The organism is Paenibacillus radicis (ex Xue et al. 2023), from assembly GCF_024722015.1.
Lineage (GTDB): Bacteria > Bacillota > Bacilli > Paenibacillales > NBRC-103111 > Paenibacillus_S.
Genome location: NZ_JANQBD010000016.1, coordinates 15,045 through 34,631, shown reverse-complemented (window position 1 = coordinate 34,631; position 19,587 = coordinate 15,045). Strand labels below are relative to the sequence as shown.

Annotated in this window: 17 protein-coding genes; 1 reads left to right on the top strand and 16 read right to left on the bottom strand. The window is 46.1% G+C overall.

Going from position 1 to position 19,587, the window contains the following annotated elements:
• Positions 1–57: 57 nt before the first annotated feature.
• The 16 genes from NV381_RS21175 to NV381_RS21100 form a co-directional block, all read right to left on the bottom strand.
• Positions 58–852, bottom strand: a complete 795-nt coding sequence (locus NV381_RS21175; RefSeq protein ID WP_258215276.1) for an energy-coupling factor transporter transmembrane component T family protein — start codon at positions 850–852, stop codon at positions 58–60.
• Positions 840–1,739, bottom strand: a complete 900-nt coding sequence (locus NV381_RS21170) for an energy-coupling factor ABC transporter ATP-binding protein (RefSeq protein WP_258215275.1) — start codon at positions 1,737–1,739, stop codon at positions 840–842. Before NV381_RS21170 ends, NV381_RS21175 begins: the two co-directional genes overlap by 13 nt.
• The gene (locus NV381_RS21165; protein WP_258215274.1) at positions 1,736–2,548 is read right to left on the bottom strand and encodes an ATP-binding cassette domain-containing protein; all 813 of its coding nucleotides are present in this window, start codon (positions 2,546–2,548) and stop codon (positions 1,736–1,738) included. The genes NV381_RS21170 and NV381_RS21165 overlap by 4 nt, the downstream gene beginning before the upstream one ends.
• Positions 2,549–2,567: 19 nt before the next feature.
• Complete coding sequence (locus NV381_RS21160; RefSeq protein WP_258215273.1) at positions 2,568–3,098, bottom strand: CD3072 family TudS-related putative desulfidase; 531 nt, start codon at positions 3,096–3,098, stop codon at positions 2,568–2,570.
• A complete protein-coding gene (locus NV381_RS21155; protein ID WP_258215272.1) occupies positions 3,085–3,675 on the bottom strand; it encodes a CD3073 family putative ECF transporter S component in 591 nt (196 codons plus the stop codon). The genes NV381_RS21160 and NV381_RS21155 overlap by 14 nt, the downstream gene beginning before the upstream one ends.
• A 493-nt stretch (positions 3,676–4,168) precedes the next feature.
• A complete protein-coding gene (locus NV381_RS21150; RefSeq protein WP_258215271.1) occupies positions 4,169–5,215 on the bottom strand; it encodes an ABC transporter ATP-binding protein in 1,047 nt (348 codons plus the stop codon).
• 1 nt (position 5,216) lies between these two features.
• Positions 5,217–6,077 (bottom strand): ABC transporter permease, encoded by an 861-nt coding sequence (locus tag NV381_RS21145; protein WP_258215270.1) that lies wholly within the window; start codon positions 6,075–6,077, stop codon positions 5,217–5,219.
• Positions 6,074–6,916 (bottom strand): ABC transporter permease, encoded by an 843-nt coding sequence (locus NV381_RS21140; RefSeq protein ID WP_258215269.1) that lies wholly within the window; start codon positions 6,914–6,916, stop codon positions 6,074–6,076. Before NV381_RS21140 ends, NV381_RS21145 begins: the two co-directional genes overlap by 4 nt.
• Positions 6,903–8,108, bottom strand: a complete 1,206-nt coding sequence (locus NV381_RS21135) for an extracellular solute-binding protein (protein ID WP_258215268.1) — start codon at positions 8,106–8,108, stop codon at positions 6,903–6,905. Before NV381_RS21135 ends, NV381_RS21140 begins: the two co-directional genes overlap by 14 nt.
• Positions 8,109–8,236: 128 nt before the next feature.
• Positions 8,237–8,965 carry a GntR family transcriptional regulator gene (locus NV381_RS21130; RefSeq protein ID WP_258215267.1) on the bottom strand — a complete coding sequence of 243 codons (729 nt, stop codon included), beginning with the start codon at positions 8,963–8,965 and terminating at the stop codon, positions 8,237–8,239.
• Between the two features lie 254 nt (positions 8,966–9,219).
• The gene (locus NV381_RS21125) at positions 9,220–10,410 is read right to left on the bottom strand and encodes an iron-containing alcohol dehydrogenase (protein ID WP_258215266.1); all 1,191 of its coding nucleotides are present in this window, start codon (positions 10,408–10,410) and stop codon (positions 9,220–9,222) included.
• A 13-nt stretch (positions 10,411–10,423) separates the two neighbouring features.
• Positions 10,424–11,272, bottom strand: a complete 849-nt coding sequence (gene ahlS / locus NV381_RS21120; protein ID WP_258215265.1) for an AhlS family quorum-quenching N-acyl homoserine lactonase — start codon at positions 11,270–11,272, stop codon at positions 10,424–10,426.
• A 12-nt stretch (positions 11,273–11,284) separates the two neighbouring features.
• Positions 11,285–12,718: an aldehyde dehydrogenase family protein gene (locus NV381_RS21115; protein WP_258215264.1), complete on the bottom strand. Its 1,434-nt coding sequence runs from the start codon at positions 12,716–12,718 to the stop codon at positions 11,285–11,287.
• A 295-nt stretch (positions 12,719–13,013) separates the two neighbouring features.
• Positions 13,014–14,717: a sigma-54 interaction domain-containing protein gene (locus NV381_RS21110; protein WP_258215263.1), complete on the bottom strand. Its 1,704-nt coding sequence runs from the start codon at positions 14,715–14,717 to the stop codon at positions 13,014–13,016.
• Between the two features lie 587 nt (positions 14,718–15,304).
• Positions 15,305–16,306: an ABC transporter substrate-binding protein gene (locus tag NV381_RS21105; protein ID WP_258215262.1), complete on the bottom strand. Its 1,002-nt coding sequence runs from the start codon at positions 16,304–16,306 to the stop codon at positions 15,305–15,307.
• Positions 16,307–16,878: 572 nt separating this feature from the next.
• Positions 16,879–17,973, bottom strand: a complete 1,095-nt coding sequence (locus NV381_RS21100) for a hypothetical protein (RefSeq protein ID WP_328517115.1) — start codon at positions 17,971–17,973, stop codon at positions 16,879–16,881.
• Positions 17,974–18,552: 579 nt separating this feature from the next.
• Here NV381_RS21100 and NV381_RS21095 point away from each other — a divergent pair.
• A complete protein-coding gene (locus NV381_RS21095) occupies positions 18,553–19,554 on the top strand; it encodes an ABC transporter substrate-binding protein (protein WP_258215260.1) in 1,002 nt (333 codons plus the stop codon).
• Positions 19,555–19,587: the final 33 nt, after the last annotated feature.

The following is a 19,587-nucleotide window of genomic DNA, read 5'->3' as shown; positions in this document are numbered from 1 at the left end:
GAAAGAGGCGCACTGCATTAGCAGCATGCCTCTTTCTTTTGAACGATTGCTCATTAATTATTGTAAAATAGATAAGGCCAGCATTATGACGGATACTAACAAGACGAGATAATCCCGAAGCTCGAATCGGTATATCCGAATGGGCGTCCGCCCTTTATCACCCAGGTAACAACGAGATTCCATTGCAGTTGCTAAGTCTTTGGCGCGCAGAATCGCAAGTACAAACAAAGGTACCAGCATCGGGAGAACTCCACGAAAACGAGTCAATACGCCTCTACGGTGAAAGCCTCCTCCACGTGCAGTTTGCGCCTTTTGGATTTTATCGAATTCCTCCAGCAGCAGCGGGAGAAATCTCAAGGCAATAGAAAACATCATAACAGCCTCATGAACGGGAACTTTCCACCTTTTGAAACCGTTCAAAAGCAGCTCCATGCCTTCCGCCAATATAATAGGCGATGTTGTTCTCACAACAAGGGACAAGAGGATGACGATTCCCAATATTTGTTCGCACATCGTGATACCCTTTATCGCACCTTCATAAGAAAAATCCACATAGCCCCAATGGATCATTACTTCCCCTGGTTTCGTGAGCAGCATAGATTGATAGATCATTGTTGAAGCAAAAAACAACAATAAGGAAAGACACGTGAAAGCCAGCACACGCCAAGACAGCTTAGCAACCGCCCATAAGGCGATAAGCAGGACAAGCTGCAAGCTTTTCATCTCCAGATTGTGAGATAATAAAAGACCTAATCCAAACAACAAGGAGGCGATTATTTTCATTCTCGGGTCCCAGCGCTCCAGCAAGGAATCCTTCTTCTGATAAATGAGATAGCTGGCTATGGATGACATAAGCTTTCCTCTCCCGTTGATTGCTGCTTTTTCTTGAATAGACTGATCAGTAACGGAGCGACTTCACTGATCTTATACGGGCGATTCACTTCAATACCGCACACTTCCAATAATAATTCGCGCAGCTCCAAGGCGGGAAGCTTCTCCCAGCCCAGAGACGCCAGCAGCATTTGGTTGGAGAGCAGGTCTTGCGGCGAGCCGTCAGCTACAATAGTACCATCCTTGATAATTAATAACCTCGATGCATGCTCCAGCATTTCTTCGAGCTGGTGGCTAACCCATAAAATCGTCGTCCCTTGCTCCTTATTTAGACGGTGCAGCATGTCGAACAAAGAAGTTCTGGAGGGATAGTCCAGACCAGCCGTAGGCTCATCCAGAATGATCATCTCCGGTTCAAGGACCACGACGCCCGCAATGGCAACCCGTCGCTTCTCTCCGCCGCTTAACTCAAAGGGACTTCGCTCTGCGAATGCATCATAATCCAGACCGACTGCTTCCATCGCATACTTTACTTTCGCTTCCTTCTCCTCGGGGGTATATCCGCTGTGACGCAACCCGAAAGCAACATCCTCCGCTACCGTTACCGAAAAGAGCTGATGTTCCGGGTACTGAAAAATAAATCCGACCCGGTCAAAGAGCTCGGGACGCTTTGCAGTAAAGGGATTCGTTTCGTCCAAAAGCAGGTTTCCGAAGGTGGGTTTCAAAAATCCTTTGATCAATTGCATGAAGGTAGATTTGCCTGATCCCGACTTCCCGGCGACTGCTAACATTTCACCGCTTCGAATAGCAATATTCACCTGCTCTAATATGCAGGGAGTATCCGTAGCTTTCGCTTTCCTGCTGCGTCTCTCGTAACTAAAGGAAACTTCCGCCAGTTCTATGTTCATAGCCATTTCCTCAATTCCTCAATACTTGGAGAAACAGATATGGGGATCCCCGCTTTGCGGAGCGATAGAGCAAGACTTCGGTCAAAGGGGAGCTCCAATCCACAAGATGTCAACAGATCTTCATCAGTCAAAATATCATCAGGTTTACCGATTTGATGGATACGCCCTTCCTTAAACAAGACAAGGCGATCCGCATGCAGAACCTCCACAAGATGATGAGTAATATAAATAATAGCAAAAGGATGCTCTTTACGCGCTGCATGCAGCGTATCAACAAACTGACTCCTCGCAATAGGATCGAGCATAGAAGTGGACTCATCCAAAATTAAATATCGCGGGGAAAGTGCAAGGACTGAAGCAAGCGCCAGTTTTTGTTTCTCCCCGCCCGATAGTTGGCTTACCAGTCGATCCTCATCTACATTTAATTGAACCAAATCCAACACCCAGCGGATTCGATTGCGAATATCGTGATGCGGCCATCCAATATTGGATAAACCGAAGGAGATATCCTCTCCTACCGTTACTCCCACCTGTTGGTTTTCAGGGTTTTGGAAAACGATTTGGACCAATCTGCGAACGGAGGGAATATCTGCCGGATCAGTCGTAGACAATTCATCCACTGTGATTGATCCTTCCGTTGGCCATTCGATACCGTTAAGCAGCTTGGATAAAGACGACTTTCCGGAACCATTGGGACCCAGAAAAGCAATGAATTCGTCCTGCTTAATGTCAAGGTCAATATCTCGCAAAGCCCAACGATCCGCTTCGCCCCCGAAGTAGGAGAAGGAAACATCGCGAATACAAATCATGATTTCCCCACCGCCTTTTCTAGTTGTTCAGATCAGTTGCTTGCCGTGAAGAATTCGATGTTTCCCGACGGGATGCTACAGGACCAAAAATGCTTTTGTCATCTGTGGGATCAAAGGTCCCTTCTACCGTGTTAGGAATTTGCCAGAAGAAATCAATATGGACATCTGCTTCCCTGGCCATATCTAGCAAATCCTGTATAAATACACCTTTCCCGGGATCGCAAGAGGGGCTACCTGCTATGCCCAGCCCCCCTACGATAGTGTACCCGTGATCTTGATAAACCTTTAATTGCTCAATGACAGGTGCCAGTATTTTACGGTTATGCGCATGAAAATCGGGTGTATCATATTGTTCAACGGTCATTGGCGGACGCTCAGGTCCGAGAAATGTAAACTCGGGGCAGGGAAGCTGAATAATTCCATAGCCCTGCTCATGAGACCATTCAACAACAGCGGTCATTACCCCATTGCTCCGTGCCTTCTCAGCGACCACCGCGTTTTGGTTCAGCACGCAGTGAGAGGTTACGATAATTTTCTTATTTCGCTTCATGAGTAGCCCCTTTGGTGGCTTGTTTAAAATTAGGCCGTTTCAGCAGCGACTGAGGAATACTTTTGATTACGTAATAAATCAAGACCGCAGATAAAATTTTATCAATTAAGTTATCGAACAATCTCGGCAAAAATGCAGAGGCGAATACGCTGGATCCTGCTTGCTTAAGCCATAATACGGCAATATCCTGCGCGCCTCCCGTCAATCCGCCAAACACTCCTATAGCGATCACTGTCCCTACAGCTGGGCACAAGATGCCAAGAATAATACCGGCGACAATGGAATTACCCAGATTATATCCGCGCTTGATCGAGATAAATCCGACTACAAGCCCAACAATCGCATTGACGAGAGCAAAGGGAATGGATGTATATGACTTCGTAACGCCCAACACCAGATTGGTAAGAACACCGACAAGTGCTCCCCAATAAGGACCAAAGATGACAGAAATAAAGATAGTACCAATCGTATCCAGAAAAAGGAACGGAATTTTCAAACTTCCTATAACAGTACCGGCGATCACATTGATTGCGACTGCCAACGCACCCAAAGTTATGATTAATGTTTTCTGATTCATGCCAAAACTACCTCCAAGGATTCAAATAAAAACAGAACTTTCTATAAGTAGAACGTCACGCTTTAATAGTGAATCCAAATTCCCCCTTTGTACATAAACGAGACAACATTTTGGCGCCTTACGAATGTTACCTACCGACGAATAAAACCAAGTTAGCTTATAGTATTACTATACTTATTTATTGTATGTATTATTTTATATAAGTCAATATGCTTTTCAAAAAATAAATACTAAACGGAGCTCGGCATATAAAACGATTCAATTCATCGTCTGTAAATAAAAGTGAGCCGTTCAATTAGCAGCGATGACTCCGTATAACACAAAGAGGAGCCTGCCGAATGTAGGCAAAGCTCCTTTTCATTTTTGTAAATTTTTGGTTCGTTTCCAGCTTTTCAGAAAATAACTCGCAAGCTCTTATCTGCATCTTCTCCACTTGCTTCCAAGACGTTAGACAATCCAGGTATTTCGTTTAAAAAAGAGCGATTTGATCCGTTTATATGTCGAACCAATAAGCTCTCGCTTGAGGTATCTTCACGATACAAGGACCTGCTTGGAGAAACGCATCATCGTCAACAAATATTTGTTGGCCTTCTATTTCTACCATATAGCGGTAATACGATCCCATAAATAAGTGATGGCGAATCACGCCTTCCAGAACAAACTGTCCATCCTCTTCCCGAACCTGCTGCTTGCCTTCTCCAGCCTGGTTTATATGCCCAGCCGCATGAGCATGCAGCACAGCCTCGACGACCGGCTCTATCTTGGAGTCACCCGAGCGAATGACAAGTCTTTGCAGCATACCATTGCGATAAAGAGAAAGCGTATGACTTTCTCCGAGAAAATGAGCTGTGAAGTAGGTGGAGGGCTGCCGATAAATCTCTTCCGGTGTTCCTGCTTGCTCTACTCGGCCTTCATTCATGACAATAACATAATCCGCCATCGATAATGCTTCTTCCTGATCATGGGTGACATAGACGGCGGTAATTCCAAAAGATTGCTGGATGCTCCGAATACCAACCCGAAGCCTCTGACGCACCTTCGCATCGAGGTTCGATAACGGCTCATCGAGCAAAAGCACCTCAGGCTGCACGACCAATGCCCGTGCTAAGGCAATGCGCTGCTGCTGTCCACCGGAGTATTGCTGCGGATAACGGGTGGTCACATCCGACGTATCGATCTCCACCCTCTCCAACACTTCACGGACTCGGGTTTCACGATCCTGCTTGGCAACCTTTTGCAGCTTAAGACCATAAGCCACATTATCGAACACACTCATATGCGGCCAGAGCGCATAATGCTGGAAAACCATAGCCGCCTTCCGCTGCTGGGGCGTAGTATGAGTCACATCGCGGTTCCCGAACAGGATACTGCCCTCGTCGGCCGTCAAAAATCCGGCGAGTGTCCTTAAAAGCGTCGTTTTCCCGCATCCGCTTGGCCCAACGATAGCCGTTAACCCGCCTACAGGCAGCTGCAGGTTAATGTCCGTAATCCCTCTCTTTTTACCGTAACGCTTATTCAAGCCTTGAATGGTGATGCCCATCTTATACCCTCCCGAATGCAGCCAAATATTCTGAACGCATAAACCGCTGCAGGAAAAACAGCAATACGATCCCGGGTATCATCAACAACACAGAAGTTACCGATGCGACCTGCATCTCATAGCCATTTGCAGCATTGTACATAAAGACCGGCATCGTAATATGAAAAGGAGCTCCAATTAATAAGCTTCCAGTAAATTCATCCAACGAATATAGAAAAACCAATAACGAACCGGCGATAATCCCCGGAGTAGCCATCGGCAGCACCACATGAAAAAAAGTGTACACTTTGCCGCCACCCAACATATACGAGGCCTCTTCCATCGATTCTGCAACAGATTGGAAAACGGATACCAGTGTCCATACGGAAAATACGATGGCACCTACCAAATGGATCAGGGTCAGACCCGTCAGCGTACCTACGAGATCAAAACGATAGAGAAAAACCATAGCATTCGTAAAAACCGGAAGCTGTGGAAATGCCTGAGGCAATAAAAACAGCAGCAAAATAATATGCTTTAAAGGAAGCCGGTTACGGGCTATTAAATAGGATAAAGGAACGGTTAGAACCAAACAGAGCAGGGTGACCACAATCGCAATAACGAAGCTTAGTCCGAGAGAGGCGAGCATTTTACCTTCGAATACTTGATTCCAATATTTGAATCCCCAAGCGTTCGGGAACGGGTTAGGCCAGAACCATTTCTCCGCTAGCGACCATAAAACGAGGCTCGAGAGAGGGCCAAAAATGAAAAATATTGCTGCCGCATAAATCAGCAGGCGACGCGTCATGCGGACGACAGGCGCTTTTCTATCCAGCCTGCCCAGCGAACCATTAGAAGCAGTTGCCGAAATAACTTTGTTCATTTCTTCGCCAACCCCTTTAAGTAATAAATGGCAGCTCCCATAGAAGCAATGTAGGTAATAACGCCAATGGCATTCGCTAATCCGTAATTATGCTGATAGACGCTTTGATGGTATAAATCCATCATTAGCATTTGCTTACCGCCTGCGTTGCCGAGCATTGCCGGTATGGAGAAGCAGCCCAACATGGATGTGAAGGTTAGCACCGCCATAACACCAATACTGCTTTTGTTCATAGGAACGAGAAAATGCCAGATCAACCTCAGCTTGCCCGCTCCCATTCCACGCGCTGCTTCCAGCATGCCTTCATTCACCGATCGGAAGCCGCCCAGCACCAAAAGCAATGCCAAACCGAGATTTTTCCATACCAAAGCGGCTATGAGGCCAAACGTAGTGAATGCAAAGGATGGCAGCATATCCGGATTAAACCAGCCTGTTATGGCAATCGCCGAATTGAGAGTACCATGTGGAGCCAGAAATACCCGCATGGCATGCCCTACAACGACGAACGGAACAAACAAGGGGATTTTAAATATAAATTCCAGCACAGGGTAGGCGCCTAACCGAAGAAAGCCACCGATCATCGCGGAGAATACGATGAGCAAAGCGAGACTGACTAAACAAACCCAAAGTGTAAACACTAAGTCGCCGCCATATAAAGAAATTGCTTCAGCATAATTGGCAAACGTCCAGACATCATCTTGTGAACGAAGGCTTGAAATAAAGGAGAGAACAAATGGATACACAAAAAGCAGCGCGACAACGGCAAGAGCGGGAGTGGCGAGTCCCACTCCTGCTGCTTTGTGCCAAAGAACGGTGGCGGATGAATTAGTTTTTCTCATAGGCCGTTTTCAGATGGTCAAAATAAGTATTAATCGGGAACGACTGACCCCGTTTGTTCAGGTCGTCTGCTGTAATATCCTTGAACAGCTTTTTCTTACCCGCTTCACTAACATTCGGCAGCACAACTGTCGCGTCTATACCCGGATACCAGCTGTTTTTCTCGACGATGACTTTAGCTTGAATTTCTGGAGAAGTCAGCAAATCGGCATATAGTATGGCAGCTTCCTTATTTTTGGCATTTTTCGGAATAACCACGTACATCGGCTGACCAGGCATACCCGGATCGAGGATTTTCAGACCATAGTTAGGATTCATACGGCCCTCATCCACCCATAAGTTAAACATATCGACCCATACAGGCCCCATGTCGATCTCACCGCGGTTCAGCATATCCAGCGTTCCATTATTACCATTCGTGTAAGTAACCGGCAGTGCTTTGAGCTCTTTAAGAATAGCTGGCCATTTCTGCTCCAATGCTGCATCGAAAGGGCCTTGGCTCATTGTTTTGTAATCGCCTGATTTCCAATATGTATAGGCAGTGGCAAAAGCAACTCCACTTGCACCGTTTTGAATGCCGTTATATCCAAATCGTTTGGGATTAGCTTTGATCCAAGCTGTTAATTCTTCGAAAGTAGCAGGGAATTGCTTTACTTTATCGGGGTTAAAAGCAAAGGCGACCTGACTGTGGAACAGAGGAATGACATAGCCTTCCACATTGGTGCCCAAGCTGTTTTTGCTATCGGGGGAAACTACGTACTGCTTGTTGGCTGATTGCGGCACCCATTTGTCCAGAAGATTGTTATCAATGAGCTGCTGCATACCGCTTTGATGCACAATTGCGAGATCGATATCCCACTCTGTCTTGCCTGCATCTTTTTGCGCCTTTAACTTCTCGAATATTTTTTGTGTTCCGCCATCCCCTGCTCCTGAGTTGACGACGCGAACTTGAGACCCGGCATATTTCTTTTGGAACTCTCCGACCACATTTTTCTCCTGTAGATCGGTCATGTTCGTATCTCCGGCTGTTGCCAGATTGATTTCATACTTCTTGGGTGCCACCGCAGCAGGAGCTGCTGCATTCGTTCCGCCAGTAACGGCAGAAGTGCTAGGCGCAGCATTATTCGTTGCACAGCCAGCCGATACTACGGTCGTAACCGTCAGAGCACACAGCACGTTCATGATTTTCTTCATATTCCCCACCCTTTTCGAATAATAGAAGTGCTGTCTAGACATCTTCTTTTCTTAGTATAGAAGGGGTTTGTTAACAGTATGTCATTTATATACGAAGAAATTATTAAGTTAGCGTTTCTCCAATCGGATTAACGCCGACGGTTCACCCAGAACTGAAACACATCATTACGATAGTAGTCATACGAAAACAACACGGGCATATGCTGCTGATCAAAATGAATTTGCTTCATCATCAGCACAGTCGTGTCTCGCTTCACTTGAAGCTTGCGGCATATGGGATCTGTATGATGGGGAACGACCAGCTCCGTATTCGCACCCGTCAGCCGGATGCCGCATTCGACTTCAAGAAATCGGAGCAAGGAGCCGGTAAAGGTCTTTGTTTGAAAAGCCTGCTCGACCAAGGCTAGAGGCATAATATTAATATTATGGGCAACCGGCTCCTCATTAGCGGTTCGGGTCCGCTCATTAACAATCACAGGACTGCCCAGCGGAATTTTCAAAAATTGCGCCCATTCCTCTTGGCAAGGCTCAGTCCGGATATACTGCTCCAGTTGGCCCTCCACCAATCCCGCTGAACGGATAATCTCCTCGGTCGAAGTGAACCGGTCAATGCTGCTTGGAATGGAGCTTAACGGCCTTTTCACAAAGCGCCCAACCCCCTTTCTCACGTCCAGCTTGCCTTCCAGCTCCAGCTGCTTCATCGCAGCGCGAACCGTTTCCCGGCTCACTTGAAATTGGTGGGCCAGCTCTATTTCCGCAGGCAAACGATCACCTAGCTTAAGCTCGCCACTCTTCATCTTCGCATCGAGACTTTCTTTAATTTTTATATAATGACTAACCTTCGTCTGATTTGCCATGTCTGCTTCATCCTATCTTTGCTATGGAATAGACCTATTCTTGCTTCTATCCTATCAGACTCCTTAATAAGTGTAAAAGAACATATGGGCCAGCTTCAAAAAAATTTTGCAATTACAGTCAGCCTATCCTATGCAAATTGAAATAAGGGGTAAGCTTCGCTCACCCCAAAACATATATATTCTGATAAGAAAACCGTCTAAACTGAATTCCAGCAAAAATCTCGTTTATACGTACTCTTCACCTGTTTGGTTTATTAAGATGTCATCTCCGGCTCTGTAATGATCCCATCAAAGGCCGACTGGTAAATGGTTCGTATATCTTCCTTATGAAGAGTAAGAGGACTTCGGGCCAGAAGCCTCTTCTGCTTGATTCCGTCTTCCGCCAAGCTCTCCAATGCGCTTTCAGGAATATTAAATCCACGCAATGTGTTCGGAATGCCTACATCTCTAACTAATCGCTCCAGCTCATCTACGCATTTGCGCGAGGCTTCTTCTTCTGACAAGTAGCTGGCATAGCCTCCCATGGCTTGTAAAATATCTGCCATCCGTTTCGTGCAGCTGCTGCGGATATAACCCATCACATAGGGCAGCAGCACCGCATTGGATTCCCCATGCGAGACATGAAACTGGCCGCCAAGCGGATAAGCCAGCGCATGAACGCCGGCTACCCCGGCGTTGAAGAAAGCGATTCCGGCTATATTGCTGCCGTAGCTCATATCGATTCGCGCCTGCTGATCTTGCCCGTTTTTCACAGCCTTCCTAATCGAGCTGCTAATTAGTCGGATCGCCTGCAGTGCCAGACCGTCCGTGATAGGGTTGGCATTCACAGAAATATAAGCTTCAATAGCATGCGTCAGTGCATCCACGCCGGTTGCAGCAGTAACACCCGGCGGAACCGATACAGTAAGCTGCGGGTCGACGATAGCCACATCAGCCATCAAATAGTCATGCGTCACTACATCCTTGGTCGTTTCCAGCGAAAGAACCGCAATGTTGGTCACCTCGGAGCCTGTACCGGACGTTGTTGGAATCAGAATCTTGGGCAGCCCTTTATTACAAAGCTTTTTCGTTCCCGTCAAATTTAAATATTCGGCAACCTTACCTTCGTGCGTGGCCAGCACCGCGGCCAGCTTTGCCAAATCCAAAGCACTGCCCCCACCGACGCCAATGACCAGCTCATAATTGCCTTCCCTCGTATAAGCGACCAGCTTCTCGCCCACCTCAAGCGGAGGCTCCGGGACTACATCCGTAAACACGACTACGTCATAGCCCTGTTGCCTCAGCCTTGAAGTGATGGGCTCTATCATACCTAGTTTCTCAAGGATTGAATCCGTTATCAGTAAAATTCGCGATGGTGAGTATTTCTCCACCTCCGGCCACAGCTGCTCCAATGACCCCCAGCCTATATAATTAAGCGGCGTATAAACCAGCTTGGACAAGCTCATAGATGACGCCCCCTTATTCGTAATAGCCTTCAGTTGATTTACGGAATTGTTTGAATTGTTCCGGATCATGTCCGAACCAGACTTGCGAATTAGTTTTTTTCGCAATGGTTCGAATCTTCTCGACGGTGTTCGAGTAGCCAAGCGAGTCGTATATGATCCCCGGAGGCTTAATCGGAGGGCCATAGCTCTCCGCCGTGTAAACGGCATCAGAAGCAAGAATGATTCCGCCTGTTTCCGGCATTTCGATATGCAGCCCGAGCATGCCCCATGCATGGCCGCCACCGAAATTAAGAATTTTCACGCCTTCGGCCAGCTCCAGATTATCCTCTCCCCTCTTAATTGTTTTCCACTGCAAATGGCTTTTGATCCAGGCATCAATATCAGCCCAAATATAAGCGCCTTCTTTTTGATTGCGCGCATAGGATTGAAGGGTTCCATTCAACTCGTCTTCATGGACAATAATCGTTGCATTAGTGAACATCTCCAAGCATCCGGCATGATCCAGATGCAGATGAGAAGCAATGACAAACTTGATTTCCTCCGGTCTTACCTTCAACTGCTCCAGCCGATTATGCAGGTAACATTCCTCGCTCGCTACCCATGGAAACATTTGCTGAGTAGATTCAGCCCAACGACCCTCCACGCCCATCGAGTTTGGATTGCAGGAGGTGTCGAATAAGATTTTGCCTTCAGGATGATCGATAAGAACCGTATAAATGGGAAATTCTACGAATTGTGTAGGAGCGTTCGGATTAGCGAGAGTAGCCGGGTTGTGCATCGCGATCATCCAGTTTTTATCCATGCTCATCCGGCCGTTATCCATGACATAAAGCTTAGGGTGTGCTTTAATAATATTCGACATATGAGACTCCTCCTAAAATTGGGTTTTAATCGAAACAAATTTTAAATCCGTCATCTCTTGTACCGCATATTTAACGCCTTCACGTCCATAGCCGCTTTCTTTAACACCGCCGTAAGGCATATGATCTACCCGAAATGTAGGTATATCATTTATGATCACGCCCCCTGCTCGAATTTCACGGGCTGCACGGAAAGCCTTATCAATGTCTTGCGTATAAATGCCTACATTTAGACCATAAACCGAATCATTGACCATTTCGATAGCTTCATTTAGGCTGCTATAAGGAACTATCGACACGACCGGTGCAAAAACCTCCTTGCAAGAAACAGACATATCCCGCTTGACATCCAGCAGCACAGTCGGCATGTAGATTGAATTCTCTCGGCGGCCTCCGCAGCCGATTCTTGCCCCATTCACAACTGCCTCCCGCACCCAGGAGTCTATTCGTTCCATTTCCCGCTCATGAATCATGGCACTAAGATCCGTCAGCTCATCAGAAGGATCACCGACTCGAAGCTTTCCGGTCTCATTGATAAAGTTCTCAGCAAATTCGTTATAGATCGATTCATGAACATAGATACGCTGCAAGGATATGCACACTTGCCCGGCGAACGCGAATGCGCCTTCTACACATCTGGGAATAATTGTGTGGATTGGAACATCCGGTTCAACTATTAGCCCTGAATTGGAGCCGAGCTCCAGCGTGATTCTGCGAAGTCCGGCCTTCGCTTTAATCTGCTTGCCCACCTCCGAGCTCCCGGTGAATGTAATTTTTTTGACACGCTCATCTTCCACCAACGCATCGCCGAGCTCCCGGCCGCTTCCTGTGATAACTTGCAGAGCTCCATCCGGCAATCCGGCCTTCTGGAACAGCTCGGCAATAAACAGCGCGCTTAGCGGCGTCTGCTCCGCTGGTTTGAGCACAACTGAATTGCCCGCGGCTATAGCAGGGCCGACCTTGTGAGACACAAGATTGAATGGGAAATTAAATGGGCAAATCGCTACAACCGTGCCCAGAGGCTCCCTCCATGTAAAGCCCAGCCGTCCTTCCCCTCCGGGAGCCGCGTCCATAGGAACGGTTTCACCATAAATGCGTTTCGCTTCCTCAGCGGAGAACTGGTAGGTTGTAATAGTACGTCCAATCTCGGCTCTTGCGGTACGTATCGGCTTGCCAGCTTCCAATGACAGCAATTGCGCCGCTTCTTCCCTTCTTTCCTTCAGCTGCTCCACTACCTTGGACAAAATTTCAGAACGCTGATGGGCAGGCATCTTGCGCATCGTTTCAAACGCTCGGTGCGCCCCTTCTATCGCCTCATGAACATCCCCAACATCGGCTTTGCTGATGTGTGCCAGCACCTTGCCGTCATAAGGAGCACATAAAAGATAACTGCGTTCTGTCACCTTCCATTTGCCATCAACAAAAATCCCTTTTGTTTCCGCTTCCAATAGAGCACCTCCTTCACTTTGATCACTTCATTTTATATACAAGCAAAAATCATGCCAATTCAAAAAAGGCTGCCTTTACGCTAAAAAAATGCCTTCCCGAAATCCTGCTGGTGAAAAATATCACCAGTCGTTCCAACCCGATGTATTCCCAAACAAGAAATCATAGCTGCCCCTTCTTGCAAACGACGTGATCCGTAGGTGCAATCCGCATCCCCAATAGTAATGTTTCCCTTCCCCTCATTTGCAAAAAAGGTGGTGAATTATATCACCGCTCTGCGGAAATAATTCACCACCCTCATCTATCTGATTTATTATCCTTTTCCCACCGCTGCAATTTTTTCACAAGGGTAGAATGATCAATGCCAAGCTGCTCCGCCGCTTTTCTCAAAGAGCTATTTTTCTCAACGACTTCGTTGATTATTCTCCGCTCAAATTGCTGGACTCTGACCTTTAAAGTGAAGAAAGAATCGGATTGACTTTGATCCTGAATGTGCAGCGGCAGATGCACTGGCTCAATCATTTTGGCCGGAACCGAGACGATCATATTCTCGATCAAATTCCGCAGCTCCCGGACATTGCCTGGCCAATGATACTTCTTTAGCATTTCCTTGGCTTCATGGGTCATCTGTTTGTCTATCCGGTATTGCCGGCAAAAATAAGCGAAATAATGATCCATTAATGGCGCAATATCCTCTTGCCGCTCTGCCAAGGACGGAATGGCAATTTCCACTACGGCCAACCGGTAAAACAAATCCTCTCTGAATTTCCCGCTTTTAATCATATGCCTAAGATCTTGATTGGTCGCCGCAACGATTCGTATATCCAGCTGACGCGACTTCGTCCCTCCTATGCGCCGCATTTGCCTTTCCTGAAGCACTCTCAGGAGCTTGACTTGTAGAGCTAAGGGGAGCTCCGCGATTTCATCGAGCATGACTGTTCCTTTATCGGCCAGCTCCAATAGACCAATCTTCCCATTCCGGCTAGCCCCTGAGAAAGCGCCTGCTTCATAACCGAACAACTCGGACTCCAGCAGCTGCTCCGGGATGGCACCGCAGTTGATTTTGATAAAAGGTTGCTCTCTTCGTTCACTTAAATCGTGTATCAGATTTGCCATCACTTCTTTACCTGTACCGGACGGGCCATACAGAAGTATGCTGGTCGGATAAGGAGCCACCTGCTTAATGTGCTCGTACACTTTAATAATTTGCGGACTGCGAAAAATAAGGGTCTGCTCGGTTTCCTCACTCTTGATCGTATACCGGTTGTTCTGAATCTGGGAGAACGTATGGGCTTTCTCCAGCTCCTTCTTCAAATCATTAAGATGTGTAATATCGCGAACACTGGTTACGACCATCTCCAGCCCCCCTTGTTCATCAAACACAGGGTTGCCTGTCACGATCACATCCTTCTTGCCACCAATTCGTTGAATGATGGAGATTCGCTGCTTCCTCTCCAGCACGAGCAAGGAGACCGATTGATCGAAATATCCCTCCGACATTAAATCCACCATTCGACGGCCTATCAATTCTTCTCTCCGAAAACCGGTTATTTCTTCATAAGCCGTATTGACCTGCATCGTAACCCCTTCCTGATCCACTACATAAATACCGTCGGTCGAAAATTCGATAATCGATTCCATTTGCTTCAGCAGGTTCTGGTAATGATCCATCTCCGATATGTCCTGAATGACTGCAATGGCTCCGACCCGTTCCCCATTTTCGTATAGCGGTGTCCGGTTGACCATACAAGCTCGACCCGAAATCACCATCTTTTCGCCTATGGAGCCTTCTCCCCCCTCCAGCACTTCATGCATTCTGGAATGAGGGATCAGTGATTTAATACTTTTCCCCTTCCACTCATCATCTTGAACAGACAGAAGCCTTTGGGCCGATTCATTCATCAGAGTAATCTGGTTATCCGAATTTACAACAATAACGCCATTATGCATGGAGGCTATTATATTCCCCCACAAATTAGCGGTAACAGATGGATACGTCATGATGAACAAGCCTCCTTCGTACACCTATATCAAAAGTGAAAAAGCATCACTGACATACACCTGTGCACCCCCAGGCGAGAGCCTGAGTATAACCTCATGTTACAACACAATGCTTGCTGTGAAAAGGTCGCCTGCCCTTACCTGCACATCTAAAACAAAAAGCGGTTAACACAGAGAATACTCTGTACTAACCGCTGTTCTTCAGACTTAACCTTACTTCTTCCTGCTCGAATTTAGCTCAAATTTATTCCGATGAAACTCTTTAATCATATCTTTGAAAAAAATACTTTCTTGTTCACTCAACCCATACTGATTATCTTTATGAATCATATTCCCTATGTGGCGTTTCAAAATTTCACTCCGGCGTCCTAATAATTGCGTATAAGTCAAATCAGTCATCTCCCTGGTTGTTTTCATACGTTAGCTGTCTTATTAAGTATAACAAACAGCCTTTTTTATGAAAAACTAGCTAAGGGAACACTAGGCCAGATAACCCTCGCTAACCATGCATAAGACACGCTGGAAGGCATATAAACGGAAACATCCTCCTCTATCCTCCCAATACGGCTTATTAACGACGATATCGCTTATTTTATTTCGAAATATTTGTACAGATCATCTAACATTGCGTTGGCTGCAAGGGAGCCCCCGGCTAAATTCCAAGTAACAACATCTACTTTAAAATATTTGCCGTTTTTAACACCCTTCAGGTTTTTCCAAAGCGGGTGAGAAGTCCAATCCGTTTGTGACTTTTCCACACTAGGTTCACTCGCATTAAGACGGGTAATATCAAAAATATAATCCCCATCTAGCTGCGACATTTGTTCTTTTGTAGTTATTTGGACAACAGCCTTACCTTCCACCATCTGAGCCTTTGGCCTCGGCAAGCCAAGCTCCTTAAATATCGTTCCGGCAAATCCTGTTGCGTAAGAACGCGCACTGCCGTCTCTCTCAAACCGGATAATCGATACTTCCGATTTGGCCAGCTTATCCCCGGCCTTCTGTTTAAACTCTGCAACACGTTTATCCCACTCGCCCATAATCTTCGCTGCTTCATCCTGCCTATATAACGCATCTGCACCGATCTTTAGATTTTCTTTCCAGTCAAAAATTTCTTCTGTGATCACGGTAGGAGCAATACTTGACAGTTGGGGATAGATTTTTTCATGTCGAGGTTTCGTTCCAATGATCAAATCAGGCTTTAACGCTACAATAGCCTCTATATTAGGTTGATTTTCGTCTCCAAGACTTTTTACCCCATCCATATTGGAACGCAAATAGTTATACCAAGGCTTTTCTTCCCATGATTCAACAGAACCGACAGGCTTGACTCCCAAATGGACCGCTATATCAGTCATACCATTGAATAGGACTACGACCCGTTCCGGCTTTTTCTTCAAAGTAACTGTGCCCATAGCATGCTTGATCATTTTTTCTCCGGTTGTGGCAGCAGACTGACTCTGATCCTTCGGTTTAGCAGATTCTGGCGAAGCTGCCGTACTGCCCGCATTTCCGCCTGGTGCCGCTGGGCTGCAAGCAGTAACCGCAAACGAGAGTAAGAGTACCATAAGCATAGGAAAACCCTTCATTCTATTTCTTCCTCCTTATTTAGCAAAGCAAACACAGGATAAACACGGTTTATTTGAAATGTGGTTACTGAGCTCTTTTCTATTTGTCATTGATAATTGTTATCAATTATAAAATTCATTTCTTGCAAAGTACATATCTGATTCTATCAACTTCAGATACTAAATTTGTCGTATCACCATCAGTGAAGACCGCTACCGATTATACGGTCAGTGCCAAGCGGGTCCAGGTCTGTTAGCTAAACACCTCAAAATGCAAAAAAAAGCACCGATAACGGTGCTTTCATTGATTGTACTTATGAAGACCTCCCAAGGAGTCGAAAAGTTGTCCGAAGATACCCGCCTATAAGATTCTATGGGTGCAGCTACGGTGTTGATGTCACGATAACCATGAAATGCAAAAAAGACAACGGATTCAACGTACCACTTACATACGATTCCTTTGTCTCTTGGGTAATCTCATAGTCTCCGTACCCAGAGGAATGAAGTTGTTGATGGCAACTAAGGCGTTCACCTAAAAAACTGCAGCAGGTTTTGCTGCTTTTGCCAGAAAAACATTTTCAAAAAAACAACAGCTAGTTGAGCACGTCTTTGTAATAAATGCTTGCCTGTTTGCCGGAATTCGTTGAGGAAATGTAAGAGGCAAAGCCCATAGCCAATCGAGCAGCCCCAGGGTTGTTCATGTTCGGTATTTGGATTGCCAAGCCCTCCGGTTCCCTGTACAGCAACGAATATGCCGCCTTTGTAAGCTTTCGATCCACAATCGCACCGGTATTCAAATTTACGGAGGTAATGTACGTATTTCCGTCAGGGGCAACCGAGCCCGGAGATCCGTAATAATTACCGTCAAGCAAATAAGCATAGTTGCCAAATAATGCATAGCCTTGGAAAGTAGGGTTTCCAGTTATGGTCGGTTGTGCAATATCTACAAGTGAAACATAGTTGCCTAACTTCACTTGCTCCAAATTATAAACAGCGAGTCTAAAAACATCGTTTAATTTGTAGCGCATCAGCAAATTGCCATGTGTCATGTCAATACTCACCGTTGTATTTACCGCACCAGGTATGATCGTGTGTTTCGTTATCCAAGGTGTATTAGGAGTTACTACCGCACCATCAGTGAAAGGAAACCGGGCAATTTTCGTTCCTCTGCCTGAACCGTTATCGTTAAAAGAGTCGATCTCTGTCCACAAATAGGCTACCGGCTCCCCATTCTGTCCGACGCCCGGCTCTACCCCGAAGGATACCCCGTGCCCCGCCCCTTTCACATACATATAGCTAATAATATTTCCTGATAAATCAAGCTTCGTAATACATAGATCACCGTTGATGTCTCTTGTTTCAGCGGTAGGTGCTGACGACTCGCCAGGCAACTGGAGGCCGCCTCCAATTAATTGTGCGGTATAAATATGTTTGTTGACATTGTCGAATGCAAAAGACTGTAGTACGGTACTTCTTTGCAAGGGTTTCTCCCGGATCAACATATCGGATGAATCCGTTAAGTCGAATACAGAAGATACCGGAAGAGTCCCTAGTGCTGAAGCTTTATTATTTGGTGGCAATGAAGGAATCAACATCGCAGTGATCAGAAAAACGGCACAAACCTGTGCAAACAAACGGCTATTGACGATTGGGCTCTTTCGTTTACTCTTTTGGGGAATTAAGCTCATCAATTAAACAAACACCTCCATATTAGTTTCTGCATACTCATGTTCATTCACCGGCAACCCGGGAAAACAGCATGTCAAAACGGCTTTACCCTATTTTACTTCGCATTACCTCACTTTCCTGATAACCTGCCCTCTCTATAGTCTGAAAATCCCTTCACATCATGTGATGAAAGAGATTCTTGGCGGCATAACAATCGAGTTCCATTGGAAGCGGATACAATTTGAGAAAGAAATTTATAATTATTCCCTGCACACATAGCTGCCTTGATGACCAAAACAAACAAATATTACACATTATCAAGCAATAACAAGTAAATTATAACAATTATAGTTCATATTATGCACATTTAAGTTCATTATTGCAATATATTTTTTGGAATATATTTACTTCCTTTCTTTAAGCGCCATCTGGCCCCACCATAGCATCTAAGGCCCGCCTCAAAAACCATTAGCCGAAATATGATTAAAACGGTTGACAAATGTTATTAAAGCGGAGTAAGATATAGAATTGTCTGGACTGGTGATAATGATTATCATTATTGCAATTAATGAGTGATTACTCGGGAGGTCAAGTTAAAGATGAAACAACCTATTTTAAAATTTCGACTGAAGCCAGCGGCTCTTATGGCTATTGTTATGATGCTGTCAGTTTGGCTAGTCGCTTGTGGCGCAAAACAGGCAGAACCACAGGGTGCAGCTCCCGCCAAGGGTGGAGAAGTCGCTAAGGCAGAAGGCCCGCGCAAAATCAAACATGCAATGGGTGAAACAGAAGTGCCCGCTAATCCGCAGCGTGTCATCATTTTGACAAATGAAGGTACGGAAACGGTGCTTGCTCTCGGCGTGAAGCCTGTAGGTGCTGTTGATTCGCCTTACGGCAGTCCGTGGTTTGATCATATTAAAAAGGAATTGGATGGTGTTAAGCCGCTTGGCGGAGAGTCGCAGCCGAACCTGGAAGTAATTGCGGCTTTGAAGCCCGACCTTATTCTAGGAAACAAGATGCGCCAGGAGAAGGTTTACGCTCAGTTATCCGCCATCGCGCCGACTGTATTCGCAGAAACGTTGCGTGGTGAATGGAAATCGAATTTTGCCCTGTTTGCCGATGCATTGAACAAGAAGGCAGAAGGAGACAAAGTCGTTGCCGCTTACGACAAACGAATTGAAGACTTTAAGAAGAAAGCCGGAGATCAGCTGAAAGATAAAGTAGCGGTCGTACGGTTTATGGGCGGCAAAACGAGATTTTATTATGGAGACATGTTTACCGGAGCTATATTCAAGCAGATCGGTATGCCACGTTCAGATCCGAAGAGTGATGAGAAAGCATTCGAGGATATTACGAAGGAGCGTCTTCCAGAGCTTGAAGCAGCGGATCGGGTGTTCTATTTCACCTATGAAAACGGAGACGGCAAAGCAACGAAGCAGGAGCAAGAATGGCTGAACGATCCGCTTTGGAAGAACTTGAAAGTAGTCAAGAACAATAAAACCTTCCAGGTTAGCGATGCCACTTGGAACACAGGCGGCGGTGTAAAGTCAGCCAACCTGATGCTTGATGACATGTACAAAATCTACGGTGTAACTCCGTAAATTAATTTCGAAAGAGGCTGTCTCGGAAGCAGA

Coding starts and splice junctions, on each gene's coding strand:
- NV381_RS21175 (WP_258215276.1), bottom strand. CDS start 852: ATGTCATCCATAGCCAGCTATCTCATTTATCAGAAGAAGGATTCCTTG.
- NV381_RS21170 (WP_258215275.1), bottom strand. CDS start 1,739: ATGAACATAGAACTGGCGGAAGTTTCCTTTAGTTACGAGAGACGCAGC.
- NV381_RS21165 (WP_258215274.1), bottom strand. CDS start 2,548: ATGATTTGTATTCGCGATGTTTCCTTCTCCTACTTCGGGGGCGAAGCG.
- NV381_RS21160 (WP_258215273.1), bottom strand. CDS start 3,098: ATGAAGCGAAATAAGAAAATTATCGTAACCTCTCACTGCGTGCTGAAC.
- NV381_RS21155 (WP_258215272.1), bottom strand. CDS start 3,675: ATGAATCAGAAAACATTAATCATAACTTTGGGTGCGTTGGCAGTCGCA.
- NV381_RS21150 (WP_258215271.1), bottom strand. CDS start 5,215: ATGGGCATCACCATTCAAGGCTTGAATAAGCGTTACGGTAAAAAGAGA.
- NV381_RS21145 (WP_258215270.1), bottom strand. CDS start 6,077: ATGAACAAAGTTATTTCGGCAACTGCTTCTAATGGTTCGCTGGGCAGG.
- NV381_RS21140 (WP_258215269.1), bottom strand. CDS start 6,916: ATGAGAAAAACTAATTCATCCGCCACCGTTCTTTGGCACAAAGCAGCA.
- NV381_RS21135 (WP_258215268.1), bottom strand. CDS start 8,108: ATGAAGAAAATCATGAACGTGCTGTGTGCTCTGACGGTTACGACCGTA.
- NV381_RS21130 (WP_258215267.1), bottom strand. CDS start 8,965: ATGGCAAATCAGACGAAGGTTAGTCATTATATAAAAATTAAAGAAAGT.
- NV381_RS21125 (WP_258215266.1), bottom strand. CDS start 10,410: ATGAGCTTGTCCAAGCTGGTTTATACGCCGCTTAATTATATAGGCTGG.
- ahlS (WP_258215265.1), bottom strand. CDS start 11,272: ATGTCGAATATTATTAAAGCACACCCTAAGCTTTATGTCATGGATAAC.
- NV381_RS21110 (WP_258215263.1), bottom strand. CDS start 14,717: ATGACGTATCCATCTGTTACCGCTAATTTGTGGGGGAATATAATAGCC.
- NV381_RS21105 (WP_258215262.1), bottom strand. CDS start 16,306: ATGAAGGGTTTTCCTATGCTTATGGTACTCTTACTCTCGTTTGCGGTT.
- NV381_RS21100 (WP_328517115.1), bottom strand. CDS start 17,973: ATGAGCTTAATTCCCCAAAAGAGTAAACGAAAGAGCCCAATCGTCAAT.
- NV381_RS21095 (WP_258215260.1), top strand. CDS start 18,553: ATGAAACAACCTATTTTAAAATTTCGACTGAAGCCAGCGGCTCTTATG.